This is a genomic window from Phaeobacter italicus, assembly GCF_019801785.1.
GTDB lineage: Bacteria > Pseudomonadota > Alphaproteobacteria > Rhodobacterales > Rhodobacteraceae > Phaeobacter > Phaeobacter italicus.
Map to the genome: position 1 here is coordinate 284,355 of NZ_JAHVIJ010000001.1, position 16,491 is coordinate 300,845.

The window sequence follows — 16,491 nt, forward strand, 5'->3', positions numbered from 1 at the left end:
TGTGCGCGACCGACGCCTGTTTTCACTGAAACCCCGTGAAAACGCCCTTATGCGCCTGCGGCATAGCTCTCATGCGCATAAGGGGTGCAGGTTCGGCTTTATTGGGCCTTGGCAAGCGGCAATCAGGCGCGTATAGGCACGGTTTGACCGACATCTCCCCCTTTGGTGCACAGGAGTCTTTCGCATGATTGGCAGCGCAAACCTCAACATCATGATCAAAGCTGCCCGCAAGGCGGGGCGGTCGCTGGTCAAGGATTTTCGCGAAGTTGAAAACCTTCAGGTGTCGAGAAAGGGCGCGGGGGACTTTGTCTCCAAGGCCGATATCGCGGCTGAAAAGATCCTGAAGGACGAGCTGATGGGCGCGCGTCCCACCTACGGCTGGCTGGCCGAAGAAGGGGGCGAGGAAGAAGGCGCAGATCCGACCCGTCGCTGGATCGTTGATCCACTGGATGGTACCACCAACTTTTTGCACGGCCTGCCGCATTGGGCGATTTCCATCGCTCTGGAACACAAGGGCAAGGTTGTGGCTGGTGTGGTCTATGATGCCGCCAAGGACGAGATGTTCTTTGCCGAAAAGGGCGCTGGCGCGTGGATGAATGACACCCGTATCCGTGTGTCTGGTCGTCACCGCATGATCGAATCCATCTTTGCAACAGGCCTGCCCTTTGCCGGTCGCTCTGATCTGCCTGCGACCCTGCAGGATCTGGCGCGTCTGATGCCTGCCTGCGCTGGCGTGCGTCGTTGGGGTGCTGCGGCGCTGGATCTGGCCTATGTGGCGGCGGGTCGCTACGAGGGATACTGGGAGCGTCGTCTGAATGCCTGGGATCTGGCGGCAGGCATCATCATCGTGCAAGAGGCCGGTGGCCTGGTTGAGGCGATTGATCCCGAAAGCAACATTCTTGAAGCCGGTGACGTGATCTGCTCGAACGAACCGATCTTTGAGAACTTCTCCAAGGTGATCCGCGGCTAAGGCCAGCGTCGATCATCTGGACGACGGAAAACGCGGTCCCCTCGGGCCGCGTTTTTTGTTGGGCATGTCGGGCGCCGGGTGCGAGGTTCATCTACCCCAAGGGCCATTGTGCCGACCGGGGCCCCTGTGGTTCAGGGGCTTGGCCCGCACTTTCGGCACGCGGGTGAGCGAATAGCGGCCTTCCGGATGGGGCGGACGACCGCGCATGCGGTTCCAATACGCGGGGCCACCGCGCCGGAGCCACAGGGGCAGGGTCAGAACGATACCGACCCCAAAACCACCCGCATGGGCCCAGTAGGCAACCCCACCTTGCGTGGGGTCGGACCCAAAGCCCCCGATGAACTGCAAGCCCAGCCAGACACCCAGCATGACAAAAGCGGGGATCGAGATGATGCGGAAAAAGACGATGAAGATCAGAAGGATGTCCACCCGTGCCTTGGGGAAGAGCAGCAGGTAGCCGCCCATGACACCTGCGATGGCACCGGAGGCGCCAACCAGTGGAACGAGTGAGTCCGGCGCGCTTGCAATATGCAACAGGCCCGCGCCAACCCCGCTGACGAGGTAGAAGATCAAAAAGGGCAGATGCCCCATCTCATCTTCCATATTGTCGCCAAAGATCCACAGAAACAGCATGTTGCCCCCCAGATGCATCCAGCTTCCGTGCAGGAAGGTTGAGGTCACGAGGGTCTTGAGATCATAGCCTGCCGTCACCTCGGCGGGCAGAAGCGCGTAGGCGTTGTAAAGCGATTGAAGACTGCGAGGCGTGTCGTAGCCAAAGAAAGTGATCGCAAAGATGGCGATATTGGCCGCCATCAGCGCATAGACGACATAGGGGGTGCGGCCGGACGGGTTGTGATCTCTGAGCGGAAACATATGAAAACGCTGGGCCTTTCTCGGCCCAGCGTCAAGGGTTCTGGCAAAAGTGCCGCAGCTTGATGCTGCGGCATCTGTCTTGTGATCAGCTCATCCCGCCCAAGAGCGCGGCATTGCCACCTGCGGCGGTTGTGTCGACGCAAACGTGCCGTTCTGCCTGAACACGGGCCACATCCGGCAGGCCGGGGATCAATGGCAGGATCGGGCCGTCGCGCTGTGCCAGTGCCTGTTCGATGGAGCGGGCATCTGCGTCGCTCCCCCACCAGATCACACCAGAGAAGCCGTCTGCGGTTTGCAGCAGTTCCGCAGGGACGGGGCCGGTTGCGATGATCGCAGTGCCACCATGATCCTGAACAGCGCGGGCCTGCGCCTGTGCCGTGGCCTCGCCCGGTCCAAGACACAGAACCGGTGGGCGAGCACTTTGCGACAGGCGATTGGATTCGCCTGTCGGGCCGGGCAGGCTCTGGCTGGTTTGAACCATTGGCTGACCGCTGGGAGCCGGCAGGGAGGACATTTCGCCGACACCCTCTGCCCAGTTGCTGTCCACGCGCTGGCGGTCCGGGGCGCAGAACCGGCTGAGATACAGCGGACCACCCGCCTTGGGGCCAGTGCCTGACAGGCCTTCACCGCCAAAGGGCTGGCTGCCGACAATGGCGCCGATCTGGTTGCGGTTGACGTAAAGGTTGCCTGCATGGATCCGGTCACAGATGTACTGCACCCGGTCATCGATCCGGGTGTGCAGGCCAAAGGTCAGACCATATCCAGTGGCATTGATGTCATCGATCACCTTGTCCAGCTCTTGCGATTTGAAGCGCGCGACATGCAGGACCGGACCAAAGATCTCTTGCTTCAGCGCAGAAATCCCGGGAACCGAAATCAGCGTCGGCGCGACAAAGGTGCCGCCCTGTGGGGCTTGCATCTCTTTCAGAACACGGCCTTCGGCGCGGGCGGTGTCGATATGCGCCAGAATGCCTGCGCGGGCGGTGTCGTCGATGACCGGGCCGCTGTCTGTGGTCAGATGCCACGGATCGCCAAGGTTCAGCGCATCCATCGCGCCCTTCAGCATCTTCAGGACGGTATCCGCGATATCATCCTGCAGATAGAGACACCGCAGCGCCGAACACCGCTGACCGGCCGACTGGAAGGCGCTTTCGATGATCGACTGGACGGCCTGTTCCGGCAAGGCGGTGCTGTCCACGATCATGGCGTTGAGGCCACCGGTCTCGGCAATCAGGGGTGCGCCGGGGCGCAGGTTGTCGGCCATGCTTGCGCGGATCTTCAGTGCTGTCGCGGTTGATCCGGTGAAGGCCACACCACCGACGCGCGAATCTGAAGTCAGCGCAGCGCCGACCTCTCCCCCACCGGGCAGCAGCTGCAACGCGCTGACGGGGACACCGGCCTCATGGAGGAGCGATACAGCGCGATAGGCAATCAGCGGAGTCTGTTCTGCGGGTTTTGCAAGTACGGCATTGCCCACGGCCAGCGCCGCCGCGATCTGGCCAGAGAAGATTGCCAGCGGGAAGTTCCAGGGCGAAATGCAGGTAAAGACGCCAACCGGGTCTTCTGCGGGGATGCGAGCCGCATAATAGCGCAGGAAATCCACCGCTTCGCGCAGTTCAGCCACGCAGTCGGGCATGGTCTTGCCTGCCTCGCGCGCCAGAAGGGCAAACAGCTCTCCATAGTTTTCTTCGTAAAGATCGGCTGCCCGGTTCAGTACATCTGCGCGCTCGGCTGCGCTTGCCTGCCAGGGCGTCGCGGCTGCAAGCGCATTGTCGAGATCTGCATCTGACGGCAGGCGCACAGTTCCCACCTGCGTGAGATTGGCAGGGTTTGTTACCGGATGCTCTGCGCCACCAGCTGTGCTCAGGGGGGACGCGATCAGCGGCGCGGCCGCCCATTGATGAACGGCATAGGGCGCGCGGGCGGTGTCGATGGCTGCAAGGGTTGGGGCGTGCCCCAGATCAAACCCCCTGGAATTCGGACGCTCTGGCTGGAACAGATCGGGGCCTTTGCGCAGGGTGTTGCTGAGATCATCAACCTTGGTGAAAGGATCGGCTGCGACCACCTCTGGGGGCACGTTTTCGTCGACGATCTGGTTTACAAACGAGCTGTTGGCACCGTTTTCCAACAGACGGCGCACCAGATAGGCCAAGAGGTCGCGATGCGCCCCAACCGGAGCATAAATCCGGCAGTTCGTTTGATTCTGCTCCAGAACCATCTGATGCAGGGTTTCCCCCATGCCATGCAGGCGCTGGAACTCATAATCGCCTTTGTTGGCGTCGCGGGCCATGTGCAGGATCGCAGAGACGGTATGGGCGTTATGGGTCGCAAACTGTGGATAGATCCGATCCGTCATCTGCAGCAGTTTGCGGGCATTGGCGATGTAGGACACATCGGTCAGGGCCTTGTTGGTGTAGACGGGAAAGCCATCGACGCCTTCGACCTGGGCGCGCTTTACCTCTGTGTCCCAATAGGCGCCTTTCACGAGACGTACCATCAGGCGGCGATCATAGCGGTGCGCCATGTCGTAAAGGGCGTCCAGCGCCGCACCCGTGCGGGGGCCATAGGCCTGAACGACAATCCCGAAGCCGTCCCAGCCCGCCAGTGCGGGATCAGAGATCACCTCTTCGATCACCTCAAGAGAGAGCGACAGACGGTCTGCCTCCTCGGCATCGACATTGAGCCCCATGCCAGCGGCTTTCGCCAAGAGCGCAAGCGCCTGCAGGCGCGGGACCAACTCGTTGCGCACACTGGTTTCCTGCGCGAGCTCGTATCGCGGGTGCAGGGCCGAAAGTTTGACAGAGATACCGGGGTTCTGGCGGATGTCGTCGCTGTTGCATGCCACCGCAATCGCAGAGATGGCGCGAGAATAGGCCAGGTGGTAGCGTGCGGCGTCGGCCTCTGTGCGGGCAGCCTCTCCCAGCATGTCATAGGAGTAGGTGTAGCCCTTGGCCTCCATCGCAGAGGCCCGTTTCATGGCGCTTTCGATGGTTTCCCCAAGGACGAACTGTCGGCCCATTTCCTTCATCGCGCGGCTGACGGCGGTGCGGATCACAGGCTCGCCCAGGCGCTTGATCGCGCCTCTGAGAGCGGAAACCGGGCTGCGGTCTTCGTCCAGAACCTTGCCCGTCAGCATCAGGGCCCAGGTGGACGCGTTGACCAGCGAAGATGTTGATTTCCCAAGGTGCTTGCCCCAGTCAGAGGGGGCGATCTTGTCCTCGATCAGCGCGTCAATCGTGTCGGCGTCCGGCACCCGCAACAACGCCTCGGCCAGACACATCAGGGCGACCCCCTCATCGGTCGAGAGGCCATATTCCGCCAGAAATACCTCCATCAAGCCGGGAGAGGAGTGGCCGCGGATGTCACGCACCAGCGCGGCGGCATTGGCAGAGATGGTCTTGCGGTCTGCATCGCTCAGGTCTGCAAGCGCAAACAGCTGATCGCGCATCTGCGCCTGATCGGCATAGGTTCCTGCGTCAATTTGCAGACGCAAGGGCAGGGTGGTGGGAGCCTGATCGGCCTCGGCAGAGGGCACGAATCCTGTGGCTGGGATCGATTGAGCGGTCATTTGGGAAATCTCCGAAAAGCCCCGATTTGCGGTCGGGGGTGGTCTATATGTGCATTCTACTCTGAAAATTTCGGGACATTCGCCTAAAGATGTGGGAATTGTAGGCGGAGCACCCAAAATGGCGGAGTTTTTCGATGCAAATGGACTTTCCCGGCCTTGATAAGTTCGATCAGGCGATTCTACATGCGCTGGGAGAGGACGGGCGGATCTCTATTGCTGATCTCGCCCGCCGGATCGGGCTTTCCAAAACGCCGACACAGGCCCGGCTGCGCCGTCTGGAAAAAGAAGGGATCATCACAGGCTATCGCGCGCTGATAGATCCCATTCGGCTCGGATTGGATCATGTGGCCTTTGTCGAAGTGAAGCTGACCGATACCCGCGAGGAGGCGCTGGCCAAGTTCAATGCAGCGCTGGCCAAGGTGCCGGAAATCGAACAGGCGCATCTGATGGCGTCGCATTTCGATTACCTGCTCAAGGTGCGAACCCGCTCTATGTCGGCCTATCGCGCTGTTCTGGGAGAGAAGATCTCTGCGCTGCCTCATGTGGCGTCTACCTCGACTTATGTCGCCATGCAGGCGGTGATCGAGGACAGTGCGCTGGCGCCGTGATCTGGGATTGTTTGGCCGTCTGCGCGAAATCGTGACTTGCCTGCGCGCCGGTTTGGACCACTGTTGAGGTATGCGACAGATCCCGACACTCTCTCTGTTTCCCATGGGTTTTGCCAAACCTGCGTTTTTTGCTGTGATAGTGGCTGCTGGATTTTCATGGCAGGCGTTGGCGCAGGATGCGGGGGAGGGCGTCGAAGATACTGCCGCGAGCTGTCCAGCGCCAAAGGACCATGAGGCGGCAACGCGGGCGCTGTTTGCGAAACTTCAGTCCGCAGGCAGTGACGCCGCGGCGCAGGGGGTGTCCAATCAGCTGTGGGAGCTGTGGACGGATGCGCCTAACGAACAGGCCCAGGCGCTGCTGGATCAAGGGATGTCGCGGAGGGCGGTTTTTGATTTTCTTGGGGCTCTTCAAGCGCTTGATCGGCTGGTTGCCTATTGTCCGGATTACGCAGAGGGCTACAATCAGCGCGCCTTTGTGCAATATCTGCGCCGCGATTTTTCGGCAGCGCTTGCCGATCTGGACAGGGCGCTTGCGCTGACGCCAACCCATCTTGGCGCGCTAAGCGGCAAGGCGCTGTCGCTTTATGGTTTGGGACGGCTAGAGGAGGCCGGGCAGGTGCTTGATGAGGCGCTGGCGCTTAACCCCTGGCTGCCGGAACGGCACCTGCGGGCGCCGGGTGGTCCATTGGCGCCCAGAACAGAAGGCGCACCATTGACCGGAACAGGGCCTGAGGTGGAGCTTTAGGGCGGGATCGGCTGGCGTCGGGGGAGCGAGATCGACGTGCATGTTTGCCAAAATGCGCAGCACGCGAAAAATCCACAGGAAAATGATTGTACCTGATCGCGGCTCTGGTTAGGTCTTGTGCCGCAAGAGGGGGCGAAAGCCCCTCTCGGGCGGGCGTGATGGAATGGTAGACATACCAGACTTAAAATCTGTTGGGGCGTTGCCCCGTGTGGGTTCGAGTCCCACCGCCCGTACCATCCTTTTCATGGTCCGCAACACCCAGGCTCTCGTGATCCCCAGCTTTGATCCGGTAGGTCCAGACGCAGATGCGGCAGGGATCATGAGCCAATAGAGCGGGCGGGTGCCTCTTCTGTCGTCTCGGCCTGATCGGCCTGCACTGTGGCAATAGTCTCTAGCAAAAGGGCCTTGCGGATCGGCTTTTGCAGGAAATGGTTCATGCCAGCATCCAGACAGGCCCGCCGATCGCTTTCAAAAGCGTTTGCTGTCAGCGCAATGATGATGGGCTGGTTGATGTCGGCATCTGCGCGGATCTGGCGGGTGGCTTCGATGCCGTCCACTTCGGGCATGGACATATCCATCAAGATGATATCCGGCGCATGTGTTCGGCACAGATCCACCGCCTCGCGGCCATTCGTGGCCTCGATGATGTCCAGCGGCGTGCTCTGCAGGTACTTGTTGATCAGCAGGCGGTTGGTCTGGTTGTCATCCGCGAGGATCAGCGTTGCGGGCCGGACCTCGGCGACAACAGAAGAGGTGGGCGCGTGCGGGGCGTTTTGTGCTGCCTTCGGCGGCTCCAGCCGTATTTCAAGGCGGAAGGTCGCACCCTTGCCCGGCTCGGATGCCAGGGTGATCTGTCCGCCCATCCGCTCTGCCAGAATGTTGGAGATGGTCAGCCCAAGCCCGGTACCGCCAAAGTGGCGCGTGGTTGCCGCATCCGCTTGGGAAAACCGCTCGAAGATATGTTCAGCTTGATCCTCGGAAATGCCGATCCCGGTGTCTTTGACTTCAAAACACATCCGATAGGGATCACTCTTGTCGCGTGACACATGCAGCCCGACGCTGCCTTCCTTGGTGAATTTGACCGCATTTCCAAGCAGGTTCAGCAGGATCTGGCGCAGGCGGCCATTGTCCCCGTGTGCCAGTTCGGGCAGGTCGGCGGTATAGGTCTGAGTGAACGTCAGCCCCTTTTCGACCATTCGTGGACGCAGAGTATCGACCACGCCGTCCACACATTTGCGCAGGTCAAAATCAATCGGGCTGATTTCCATCTTCCCGGCCTCGAGCCGGGAAAGATCGAGAATGTCGTTGATGATCTTGAGCAGGGCGCTGGAGGATTCGCGCACCGTGTCAACGCATTGCTGTTGTTCGGCGGAAAGATCGGTATTGGCGAGGATATCGGCCATGCCCACAATTCCGTTCATCGGCGTGCGGATCTCGTGGCTCATGTTGGCGAGGAATTCTGATTTCGCCTGATCTGCCTTTTCAGCGGCGAGTTTGGCCTGTGTCAATTCGGTGTTGCGTTTGGTGAGGGTGAGGTTGGCGCGCTTGAGATCATTGGACAGTTCCACATCGCGCGTGACGTCCCATTCCACCCCGATCATGCAATTGCGCCCGCGCTCATCGCGATAGGCGCGCCCCATTGCGCGGATGTTCTTGCGCGTCCCGTCCGGCAGCTGCACGGTGAAATCCACAGAATGACCGGTCCCATTGTGCAAGGACTTCTGAAACCCTTCGATCACAGCGTCCCGATCAGCGGGCAGAATAAAGCTCCGCCATGTGCTGAGAGGAACATCACTGCTGCCGGTCGGATCATCATAGAGCGCGCGCATACGAAGGTCCCAGATCGCCATGTCGTCGTCTTCATGGATTTCCCAGATGCCGAGCTTGGAGGTCTCTACCGCCATCTCGAGCCTGCGCGACAGTGTTTCGAGATCCCGCTCGCGCCGCTTCAGGGTGCGAATGATCAAACGGCGCGCCGCAGACAGGCGCCCGGCCATGAGCGTTGGAAACAGGATAAAGGCTCCGGCAAGAAGGACCGTCAGTCGCAGCTGCCAGGTGTTCGCCGCCTGGGCGGGCCAGCCACCACGCGGACGCGCGGCGAGCTGCCAATTGCCAACAGGCAGAGCGATGTTCATCAAGACAGGATTGTCCGTGAGAATGGCGGGATCGCCGTAGAAGTGCTCCCCTCCCGCGCCGGTGCCATCCCTGCCGACGAGGGCGACATCGATCATCAGGTCGTCATCCAGAAGACCAGCGGCCTTGTAGACCTTTTCGACGTCGATGACCGCCGAAAGGATGCCCCAAAAGGTTTTGTCGTCGGCAGGTCCGGTGAAAATCGGAAAGCGACTGATAAGGCCTTGGCCCCCCTGCATAAGATTGACAGGGCCGGCAACAACCAGATCCCCGCTGTCACGGGCCCGAAAGGCAGCTGCGCGCTGCGCTTCGTTCTTGTTGTAATCCAGACCCATCGCCGCCTCATTGCCCTCCATCGGATACATCAGTGAGATGACCAAATCCGGCGCCCCGGCGATATTTCGCAGTTCGGTGCGTTCCACCAGCAGCTTGGATGCAAGGACCGCAAAGCGGTCTTGGGAGATGTTTGGCTCGGTGGAAATGACAGCTTTCATGCCGCGCACGAGCTGAATGTCTGCAGCAAGATTGCCTTCAAGGCGGGCACGCACCAGCCCGGCCTCGTATTGCACATCAGCGCGCAGTTGCTGTTCCGAAATGACGTTGTTCTGGATCTCGGCATAGATTCCGGCCCAAACGATCGCAATCAACGCCACGAGAGAGGGCAGATATGTCTTATTATTGAGCGACCTAACCCAGGTAATGGGGGCAAAACTCATGAGCGGTTCCGAGCATCGTTATCATTCACATTCTTTTATAGAGATAAGATGACTCTGAAACTCTTCAGTTCTCGTTAACATCCCGTCGTTTTTGTCACGGGTGTTGTCATAAAAGAGACACCCTGGTTGGCCTTGTTTTATTGGCCTTTGGCCAGTTTGAAAGGCTCTGGGTTGATTAGAATGCGACGCATTTTGTCACTAGGGTTGAGTGGTCCGCATTTTAAGCGTCAAGAAAGCAGTGCGCTCTGGTGGGCGAGTTCGCTTGGGTGGTTTCTCCAATAGGTTTTGGGACTGCGGGGCGCTGTATCAGGAAGTCGGCTAAAATAGATTTTCCATCAAAAATTCCCATCGAGCGCCTAAAAATTAATCATTCTGAAAAGATTCCAGACTTATTGAATATGGCAAGTACTTTAACTATCATATTCGAGGTAAAGATGCTCGCTAAGTTAATGGGAAAAGATCGCCGGTCTTCCGGGTTTGCGCAGGAACAGGCGTTGCTCGATATGATCAACCGCACGCAGGCTGTGATCCAGTTCGAGCCAAACGGCACGATCCTGGAGGCAAACTCCAACTTCCTTGCGGCGGTCGGCTATGAGCTGCAGGAGATCGTCGGCAAGCATCATTCCATGTTCGTGGAACCAAGCTATGCCAAAAGCTCCGAGTACAAGTCATTCTGGGCCGATCTTGCTGCTGGCAAGTTTTTCACCGACCAATATCCACGCATTCGCAAGACGGGGGAGGTGATCTGGATTCAGGCAACCTATGCACCTGTCGTGGATGAGACCGGCAAACCTGTTCGGGTGGTCAAACTGGCGACGGATATCACCGCGCGGCAGCGGTCGATTTCCGAGATTGCAGAAGGGCTTGAGGTGCTGAGCCAGGGCGATCTGAGCCATCGTGTCGCCACCAGCGATCTGCCGGATATGGCGGGGCTCACCAATGCCTTCAACCGCGCACAGGAAACGCTGAGCTCTGCCTTGCAGACCGTTGCCGAGGTGGCGCAGGCTGTGGAGCGGACTTCTGGCGAAATCAGCCAGTCTTCTTCGGAATTGTCCCACCGCACGGAAACCCAAGCCGCCACGCTGGAGCAAACCGCCGCCGCGATCGAAGAGCTGACGTCAACCGTCCGCTCTGCCGCTGATGGGGCGCGTGAAGTGGAGGGGATCGTCAGCAATGCCCGTAGCGCCGCTGAAGGAAGCGGTGAAGTGGTGAGCAGTGCGGTGACGGCGATGTCTCAGATCGAGGAATCTTCGGGCCGGATTTCGCAGATCATCTCAGTGATCGACGATATCGCATTTCAGACGAACCTCCTCGCGCTGAATGCCGGAGTTGAAGCTGCACGTGCTGGCGAAGCAGGTCGCGGATTTGCGGTTGTCGCTTCTGAGGTGCGAGCGCTGGCGCAGCGTTCTTCGGACGCGGCAGGGGAAATCAAGCAGCTGATCACCGAAAGCTCGCAATACGTTGGCAATGGCGTGCAGCTGGTCAGCCGGGCAGGGGATGAGTTGCAGAAAATCATCGCAAGCGTCAGCACCATTTCCGGCCACGTCAGCCAGATCGCAACCGGCGCGGCAGAGCAGTCTGTGACACTGGTTGAAATCAACACTGGCGTGAGCCAGCTGGATCAGGTGACCCAGCACAATGCCGCGATGGTGGAGGAGGCGACGGCCGCAAGCCAGACGCTGTCAAATGACGCCAATGAACTGATGCGGCAGATGTCGCGCTTTCAGCTCAGTGGCGGTGGGCAGGTGGTTGCGCTTGGGCCCTCTGCCACCGGCAGCCACGATCACAAAGCCCGCGCAATCGGCTGAAGACGCGAATGTGCCCGCGCCTGTCCCTGTCAGTGCCATGGGTTCGGACAAGCGCCGCGTAACAGCCCGGAGAGCCGTCAGTGCCTCGCGCTCTCCGCCGCCGCTGCACCCGCCCGGTGCGGCGGCGATTTCTTTGTGAGGGACGGATAGAAACTGATCACGATCAAAGAGGAAAAGGGCAAAGCGTGATTTCTGGACCCAGAAGGTGTCCGGTCAGGTGGTCGGACAGGTGCAGATATCAAGATACGGAGTTCTCCATGATCCGCCTCGCCTCTATTCTTTATTCCCTGATCGGCAGCAGCATGGCCGGTGCCGCCGTCATTGCGGTTCTGGTGGCAGGCTACCTGACAGTGCCCGCCATCCTTGCGGCAGCGGCGGCTGGTGCGGTTGTGGCGATGCCGGTGGCCTATCTCGTCGCGCGCAGGCTTTATCAGGGCTGACAGCTCAGGCGTCGAAAAAGCTGCGCGCTGTCGCAACAAAGGCGCGCGGGTTTTCTGCGTGCAGCCAATGGCCACTGTCAGGCAGTTTGGCGAAATGGGACTGGCGGAACATCGCCTTGATGATGGGGCGGTGTTCCGCCAGTACATAGTCGGAATTGGCGCCCGACAGAAACAGGGTCGGACCCTCAAACACTGGCGGTGATCCGGCTTTGGTCAGATCTGGAAAGCCCATGACCAGTGGCATGTCCCGTTCCAGCGTGTCCAGGTTCAGTCGCCAGCGTTTGTTCGGCAGATCCAGGGATTGGGTGAAAAAGCTCTGCAGCGCTTTTTCGACCCCTTGCCGGGCCAATTGCTCTTCCGCGTCAGAGCGGCGCTCAACCTGGTTGAGATCGACACCGCGCATGGCGTGGATGAACTGGATCTGGCTGTGGCTGTATTGAACCGGGGCAATGTCAGCAACCAGGAGACGACGCAGCAGATTGGGGTGTTGCAGGGCCAAAGTCATGGAGGCCTTGCCGCCCATGGAATGCCCGATCAAGTCAACAGGGCCACCCTCTGCCGCGATCACCTCGGCCAGGTCCGCGGCCATGTCGCTGTAGCTGTGGCTGTCTGTCCACGGGCTGTCGCCGTGGTTTCGCATGTCGACGGCGATAACCTGTCGATCATCACAAAGCCGCTTGGCAATGGCCCCCCAGTTGCGCGCAGACCCATAAAGCCCATGGGCGATCATCAAAGTGGGTTTGTCGGTCGGGGCACCATGGCGGAGGATGTTCAGCATGGCCTTTTGATAGCTTCGCCTGTCAGGCTCCGCCAGCCCCATTGCCGGATTGGATGGCACAAAGGTGCCGGTGGGGGAGGTGAGCCTCACCATCGGGATTGAGGCCCTGCGTGGTGATCCCTATGCTTGGGGCAACACAAACCGCCCTTTGGGGTGCAAGACAGTCACCCAAACGCAGGCAGGCAGCGCGATGGCAGATACACTCATTCACAAGATTGCAGAGCTGCGCGAGCTGTTGAAAGACCGCGAACATGCAGGCGGGGATCTTGCGCTCGCACTGAAACGCGCTCGCCGCCGCCTGCCGCGCCGCATTTACCGGCTCGGGCAGGAGTTGGCAGCGGTGCAACCCCTGCTGGAGCATCCAAAGCTGCGCATGACTGTCGAAGAAGAGGCAAAGCTCTCGCGTTCGGCGGATGAGGTCATCAAACACCTGAAATCCATCGACCTCGCGGATCGACGCCGGGGGCGGGTGCTGGATATCCTTGCAAGCATGGCCTTTGCGTTGATTGTGGTCGCTGTGCTGCTGATTGTTGTCCTGCGCTGGCGCGGGTTTGTTTGAACACGGCCCCTCTTTCGCTTCCCGCTGCGCCCCGGTATCTTGAACGTGGTTCAAGTGTGAAGGGGCAGACCAAATGGCGAGCAAGGCCGAAATCCGCAAGCAGGAGCTGCGCGACAAATTGATCGTCGCGGCCGAGGTCCGCATTCGCCGTGACGGGGCTGGTGCCCTGCGCGCCCGCGATCTTGCGGCTGATGCGGGCTGTGCTGTCGGCGCCATCTACAACGCATTTGATGATATGAACGCCATCGTCATGGCGGTGAACGGGCGAACCTTTCAAGCGCTGGGGCAGGCGGTTCGCCAATCTCTTGACGGGGCAGAGGCGGCTGCACCAACCAGGCGGTTGATCCTGATGAGCAATGCGTATTTGGCGTTTGCGGCTGAAAATACCCGGTTGTGGCGCGCCTTGTTCGACGTGCAGGCGGAGGAGGCCGAGGTCCCGGACTGGTACCGCGCTGCTCTTGATGATCTGTTTTCCAACATCGCCGCGCCGGTCGCAGAGATTTATCCCGATAAAGCACCCGAAGACCTCGTGCTTATGGTCCGGGCGTTGTTCTCGGCGGTGCATGGAATCGTGCTTCTCGGGCTGGAAAACCGCATCTCAGGTGTGCCGGTGGATCAGATCGAGCGAATGATTTCCGAGGTATTATCGCGGCTTACATAATTTTCTGAACGTCGTTCAAAAAATTCTTGAACGCTGTTCATAATTTCCTTATACCAAATTCATGAACGATGTTCATGGATTTGGAGGAAGCTATGTTTGCAACGATTAAGACATTGATCCGAGGGGTCGACGCCCGCGCCGAAGAGCGGTTGACCGACGCATATGCGATAGAGTTGATCGATCAGAAAATCCGCACCGGCGAGGCCGATCTGACCCGCGCGAAACAGGCGCTGGCCGGTTTGATCCAGAAGTCCCGAATGGAGAGCCGCCAGTTGGAGGCGGTCGCGGCGCGGATCAGCGATCTGACGGAGCGGGCACAGGCGGCCCTTGGGCAGGACCGTCAGGATCTGGCGCAGGCTGCGGCCACGGCCATTGCAGAGCTGGAAAACGAGCATGCCACGCGCCGCCGCACTGTCGACATGCTGGAACAGCGCAGTCTGCAGCTGCGCCAATCCGTAGAGGCCAGCCATCGCCGGTTGACCGACCTGAAACAAGGCGCGGTTGCCGCGCGGGCCACCCGTAGGGCGCAGGGCGCGCATGTTGGACTGGTGCGGGGCGCGGCTGCGGGCGACACGCTGGGGGAGGCGGAGGCGCTGATCAACCGGGTGATGTCTGCCGAGGATCCGTTTGAACAAAGCGAAATCTTGAAAGACATCGAAGCCGGTCTGAGCCACGGCACGGTGGCGGACGATCTGGCGGATGCGGGCTTTGGCGCGCCGACACGCAGCACAGCCGCTGATGTTCTGGCGCGGCTGACGCCAAAGAGCTGACACAGCGCATGCGCCAGAAACCGGCGCAAGTTTCTCAATCATCTGAAAAATCACGACGACCAACGGGGAGAGACCCAATGACCAATGCACGCAATGACAACAACCTGATCATCACCCTCAACGTGGCCGGTGTGGCCGTGGCTTACGGCATGCTGGGCATCTCGCTCTGGCTCTCTACCGAGGTGCCGCTGGCGACCAAGGGGTTCTGGGGCATGGGGATCATGCTGTTGACGCTGAGCCTGATCAACGTTGTCAAATATCGCTTCGACATCCGCTCCAGCGAAGACCGCATCCGCCGCATCGAAGAGGCGCGCAATGAAAAGATGCTGGAAGAGGCGCTGGCTGACAGCAAATCCCTCTGATCCGCACACGCGCCCATGACTGGCTCATAAATGAAAACCGCCGCGAAGAGTGCTTCGCGGCGGTTCGTTTTTCAAAGTCGGCTTCGACTTACAGGTTCGGGTACAGCGGGAAGCGGGCGCAGAGAGCAGCCACTTTTCCACGTACAGAGGCTTCGGCCTCTGCGTTGCCGTCCGGACCGTTTGCAGCCAGGCCGTCGACCACTTCGATGATCAGGTCCGCGATTTCGCGGAATTCTGCTTCACCAAAGCCACGGGTGGTGCCCGCCGGTGTGCCCAGACGGATGCCCGAGGTCACAGTGGGCTTTTCCGGGTCAAACGGGATGCCGTTCTTGTTGGTGGTGATGTGAGCGCGGCCCAGAGCAGCGTCCACGATGTTGCCGGTCACGCCTTTGGGGCGCAGGTCGACCAGAAGAACGTGGGTGTCGGTGCCACCGGTCACAATATCCAGACCGCCTTTGATCAGCTGGTCTGCCAGAGCCACGGCATTTGCACGCACCTGCTTCTGGTACTCTTTGAACTCGGGACGCAGTGCTTCGCCAAAGGCAGCTGCCTTACCAGCGATGACGTGCATCAGCGGGCCGCCCTGGATGCCGGGGAAGATCGCGGAGTTGAACTTTTTCGCCAGTGCTTCGTCGTTGGTGAGGATCATACCACCGCGCGGACCACGCAGGGTCTTGTGAGTGGTGGTGGTCGCAACATGAGCGTGCGGGAAGGGCGAGGGGTGCTCGCCCGCGGCAACCAGTCCAGCGATGTGGGCCATGTCGACCAGCAGGTAGGCGCCAACGCTGTCGGCAATCTCGCGGAACTTGGCAAAGTCGATCTGACGCGGGATGGCCGAGCCGCCAGCGATGATCAGGGCAGGCTTGTGCTCGTTTGCCAGTTCCTGGATCTGGTCATAGTCGATCAGGTTGTCTTCGCGGCGCACACCGTAGTGAACGGCGTTGAACCATTTGCCGGACTGGTTGGGACGTGCGCCGTGGGTCAGGTGACCACCTGCGGACAGATCCATACCCAGAATGGTGTCGCCGGGCTGGATCAGCGCCTGGAAAACACCCTGGTTGGCCTGCGAGCCGGAGTTCGGCTGGACGTTGGCGAATTCACAGCCAAACAGCTGCTTGGCGCGGTCGATGGCCAGGTTCTCGGCAACGTCGACGTACTGGCAACCGCCATAGTAGCGGCGACCCGGGTAGCCTTCGGCGTATTTGTTGGTCAGAACCGAGCCCTGCGCTTCCATCACGGCGGCAGAGACGATATTCTCGGAGGCAATCAGCTCGATTTCATCGCGCTGGCGGCCAAGTTCGTTGGTGATCGAGCCGAACAGTTCCGGATCGCGATCAGCGAGGGATTGGGTGAAAAAACCGGGGTCGCGGGAGGTGGTCTCGGTCATGCTGGCTCCGTCAGTGTAGGTGTTCCATTTGTGAGATTTCCTATCGGAAACACTTTCGCGCTGAAAGCCCGGAATGCGACGAATCCCCTGCTCAGAACGGCAAGACTGGCATT

14 protein-coding genes and 1 tRNA gene are annotated in these 16,491 nt (G+C 60.0%); 10 read left to right on the forward strand and 5 right to left on the reverse strand.

Translation table 11 applies throughout. The features are described from left to right. Positions 1 to 184: 184 nt before the first annotated feature. Positions 185 to 970: an inositol monophosphatase family protein gene (locus tag KUV39_RS01360; RefSeq protein WP_050673648.1), complete on the forward strand. Its 786-nt coding sequence runs from the start codon at positions 185 to 187 to the stop codon at positions 968 to 970. Positions 971 to 1,057: 87 nt separating this feature from the next. Here KUV39_RS01360 and KUV39_RS01365 read toward each other — a convergent pair whose 3' ends face one another. Both KUV39_RS01365 and putA read right to left on the reverse strand, forming a co-directional pair. Further along, positions 1,058 to 1,843, reverse strand: a complete 786-nt coding sequence (locus tag KUV39_RS01365; protein WP_008559667.1) for a rhomboid family intramembrane serine protease — start codon at positions 1,841 to 1,843, stop codon at positions 1,058 to 1,060. A gap of 85 nt (positions 1,844 to 1,928) precedes the next feature. After that, on the reverse strand, positions 1,929 to 5,411 hold the full coding sequence (gene putA / locus KUV39_RS01370; RefSeq protein ID WP_272877460.1) for a bifunctional proline dehydrogenase/L-glutamate gamma-semialdehyde dehydrogenase PutA: 3,483 nt from the start codon (positions 5,409 to 5,411) through the stop codon (positions 1,929 to 1,931). Between the two features lie 134 nt (positions 5,412 to 5,545). Between putA and KUV39_RS01375 the strand changes: the two genes are divergently transcribed. The 3 genes from KUV39_RS01375 (at position 5,546) to KUV39_RS01385 (ending at position 7,000) form a co-directional block, all read left to right on the forward strand. Beyond that, entirely contained in the window at positions 5,546 to 6,019 is a 474-nt protein-coding gene (locus tag KUV39_RS01375) for an Lrp/AsnC family transcriptional regulator (RefSeq protein ID WP_008560930.1), read from the forward strand. Between the two features lie 70 nt (positions 6,020 to 6,089). After that, complete coding sequence (locus KUV39_RS01380) at positions 6,090 to 6,764, forward strand: tetratricopeptide repeat protein (RefSeq protein WP_222458730.1); 675 nt, start codon at positions 6,090 to 6,092, stop codon at positions 6,762 to 6,764. Between the two features lie 149 nt (positions 6,765 to 6,913). Next, positions 6,914 to 7,000: transfer RNA gene (locus KUV39_RS01385), tRNA-Leu, on the forward strand. 81 nt (positions 7,001 to 7,081) lie between these two features. On the opposite strand, the gene KUV39_RS01390 is transcribed toward KUV39_RS01385, so the two are convergent. Further along, positions 7,082 to 9,613, reverse strand: a complete 2,532-nt coding sequence (locus tag KUV39_RS01390; RefSeq protein WP_222458731.1) for an ATP-binding protein — start codon at positions 9,611 to 9,613, stop codon at positions 7,082 to 7,084. A gap of 449 nt (positions 9,614 to 10,062) precedes the next feature. On the opposite strand from KUV39_RS01390, the gene KUV39_RS01395 reads away from it, so the two are divergent. Then, positions 10,063 to 11,421 (forward strand): methyl-accepting chemotaxis protein, encoded by a 1,359-nt coding sequence (locus tag KUV39_RS01395; protein WP_222458732.1) that lies wholly within the window; start codon positions 10,063 to 10,065, stop codon positions 11,419 to 11,421. A gap of 257 nt (positions 11,422 to 11,678) precedes the next feature. Then, positions 11,679 to 11,861, forward strand: a complete 183-nt coding sequence (locus tag KUV39_RS01400) for a hypothetical protein (protein WP_008562720.1) — start codon at positions 11,679 to 11,681, stop codon at positions 11,859 to 11,861. 4 nt (positions 11,862 to 11,865) lie between these two features. On the opposite strand, the gene KUV39_RS01405 is transcribed toward KUV39_RS01400, so the two are convergent. Further along, complete coding sequence (locus tag KUV39_RS01405; protein WP_222459040.1) at positions 11,866 to 12,639, reverse strand: alpha/beta fold hydrolase; 774 nt, start codon at positions 12,637 to 12,639, stop codon at positions 11,866 to 11,868. 190 nt (positions 12,640 to 12,829) lie between these two features. On the opposite strand from KUV39_RS01405, the gene KUV39_RS01410 reads away from it, so the two are divergent. The 4 genes from KUV39_RS01410 (at position 12,830) to KUV39_RS01425 (ending at position 14,991) form a co-directional block, all read left to right on the forward strand. Continuing rightward, positions 12,830 to 13,198, forward strand: coding sequence for a hypothetical protein (locus tag KUV39_RS01410; RefSeq protein WP_222458733.1), 369 nt, complete (start codon positions 12,830 to 12,832; stop codon positions 13,196 to 13,198). A gap of 73 nt (positions 13,199 to 13,271) precedes the next feature. Then, positions 13,272 to 13,859: a TetR/AcrR family transcriptional regulator gene (locus tag KUV39_RS01415; RefSeq protein WP_008563096.1), complete on the forward strand. Its 588-nt coding sequence runs from the start codon at positions 13,272 to 13,274 to the stop codon at positions 13,857 to 13,859. A 92-nt stretch (positions 13,860 to 13,951) separates the two neighbouring features. After that, on the forward strand, positions 13,952 to 14,629 hold the full coding sequence (locus tag KUV39_RS01420; protein WP_222458734.1) for a PspA/IM30 family protein: 678 nt from the start codon (positions 13,952 to 13,954) through the stop codon (positions 14,627 to 14,629). Between the two features lie 77 nt (positions 14,630 to 14,706). Continuing rightward, positions 14,707 to 14,991: a YiaA/YiaB family inner membrane protein gene (locus tag KUV39_RS01425; protein WP_046210072.1), complete on the forward strand. Its 285-nt coding sequence runs from the start codon at positions 14,707 to 14,709 to the stop codon at positions 14,989 to 14,991. An 88-nt stretch (positions 14,992 to 15,079) separates the two neighbouring features. On the opposite strand, the gene glyA is transcribed toward KUV39_RS01425, so the two are convergent. Beyond that, a complete protein-coding gene (glyA, locus tag KUV39_RS01430) occupies positions 15,080 to 16,378 on the reverse strand; it encodes a serine hydroxymethyltransferase (RefSeq protein WP_008560943.1) in 1,299 nt (432 codons plus the stop codon). Positions 16,379 to 16,491: the final 113 nt, after the last annotated feature.

What these genes read in the sequence shown, in the direction of transcription:
- KUV39_RS01360 (WP_050673648.1), top strand. Translation starts at nt 185, where the DNA reads ATGATTGGCAGCGCAAACCTCAACATCATGATCAAAGCTGCCCGCAAG.
- KUV39_RS01365 (WP_008559667.1), bottom strand. Translation starts at nt 1,843, where the DNA reads ATGTTTCCGCTCAGAGATCACAACCCGTCCGGCCGCACCCCCTATGTC.
- putA (WP_272877460.1), bottom strand. Translation starts at nt 5,411, where the DNA reads ATGACCGCTCAATCGATCCCAGCCACAGGATTCGTGCCCTCTGCCGAG.
- KUV39_RS01375 (WP_008560930.1), top strand. Translation starts at nt 5,546, where the DNA reads ATGCAAATGGACTTTCCCGGCCTTGATAAGTTCGATCAGGCGATTCTA.
- KUV39_RS01380 (WP_222458730.1), top strand. Translation starts at nt 6,090, where the DNA reads ATGCGACAGATCCCGACACTCTCTCTGTTTCCCATGGGTTTTGCCAAA.
- KUV39_RS01390 (WP_222458731.1), bottom strand. Translation starts at nt 9,613, where the DNA reads ATGAGTTTTGCCCCCATTACCTGGGTTAGGTCGCTCAATAATAAGACA.
- KUV39_RS01395 (WP_222458732.1), top strand. Translation starts at nt 10,063, where the DNA reads ATGGGAAAAGATCGCCGGTCTTCCGGGTTTGCGCAGGAACAGGCGTTG.
- KUV39_RS01400 (WP_008562720.1), top strand. Translation starts at nt 11,679, where the DNA reads ATGATCCGCCTCGCCTCTATTCTTTATTCCCTGATCGGCAGCAGCATG.
- KUV39_RS01405 (WP_222459040.1), bottom strand. Translation starts at nt 12,639, where the DNA reads ATGCTGAACATCCTCCGCCATGGTGCCCCGACCGACAAACCCACTTTG.
- KUV39_RS01410 (WP_222458733.1), top strand. Translation starts at nt 12,830, where the DNA reads ATGGCAGATACACTCATTCACAAGATTGCAGAGCTGCGCGAGCTGTTG.
- KUV39_RS01415 (WP_008563096.1), top strand. Translation starts at nt 13,272, where the DNA reads ATGGCGAGCAAGGCCGAAATCCGCAAGCAGGAGCTGCGCGACAAATTG.
- KUV39_RS01420 (WP_222458734.1), top strand. Translation starts at nt 13,952, where the DNA reads ATGTTTGCAACGATTAAGACATTGATCCGAGGGGTCGACGCCCGCGCC.
- KUV39_RS01425 (WP_046210072.1), top strand. Translation starts at nt 14,707, where the DNA reads ATGACCAATGCACGCAATGACAACAACCTGATCATCACCCTCAACGTG.
- glyA (WP_008560943.1), bottom strand. Translation starts at nt 16,378, where the DNA reads ATGACCGAGACCACCTCCCGCGACCCCGGTTTTTTCACCCAATCCCTC.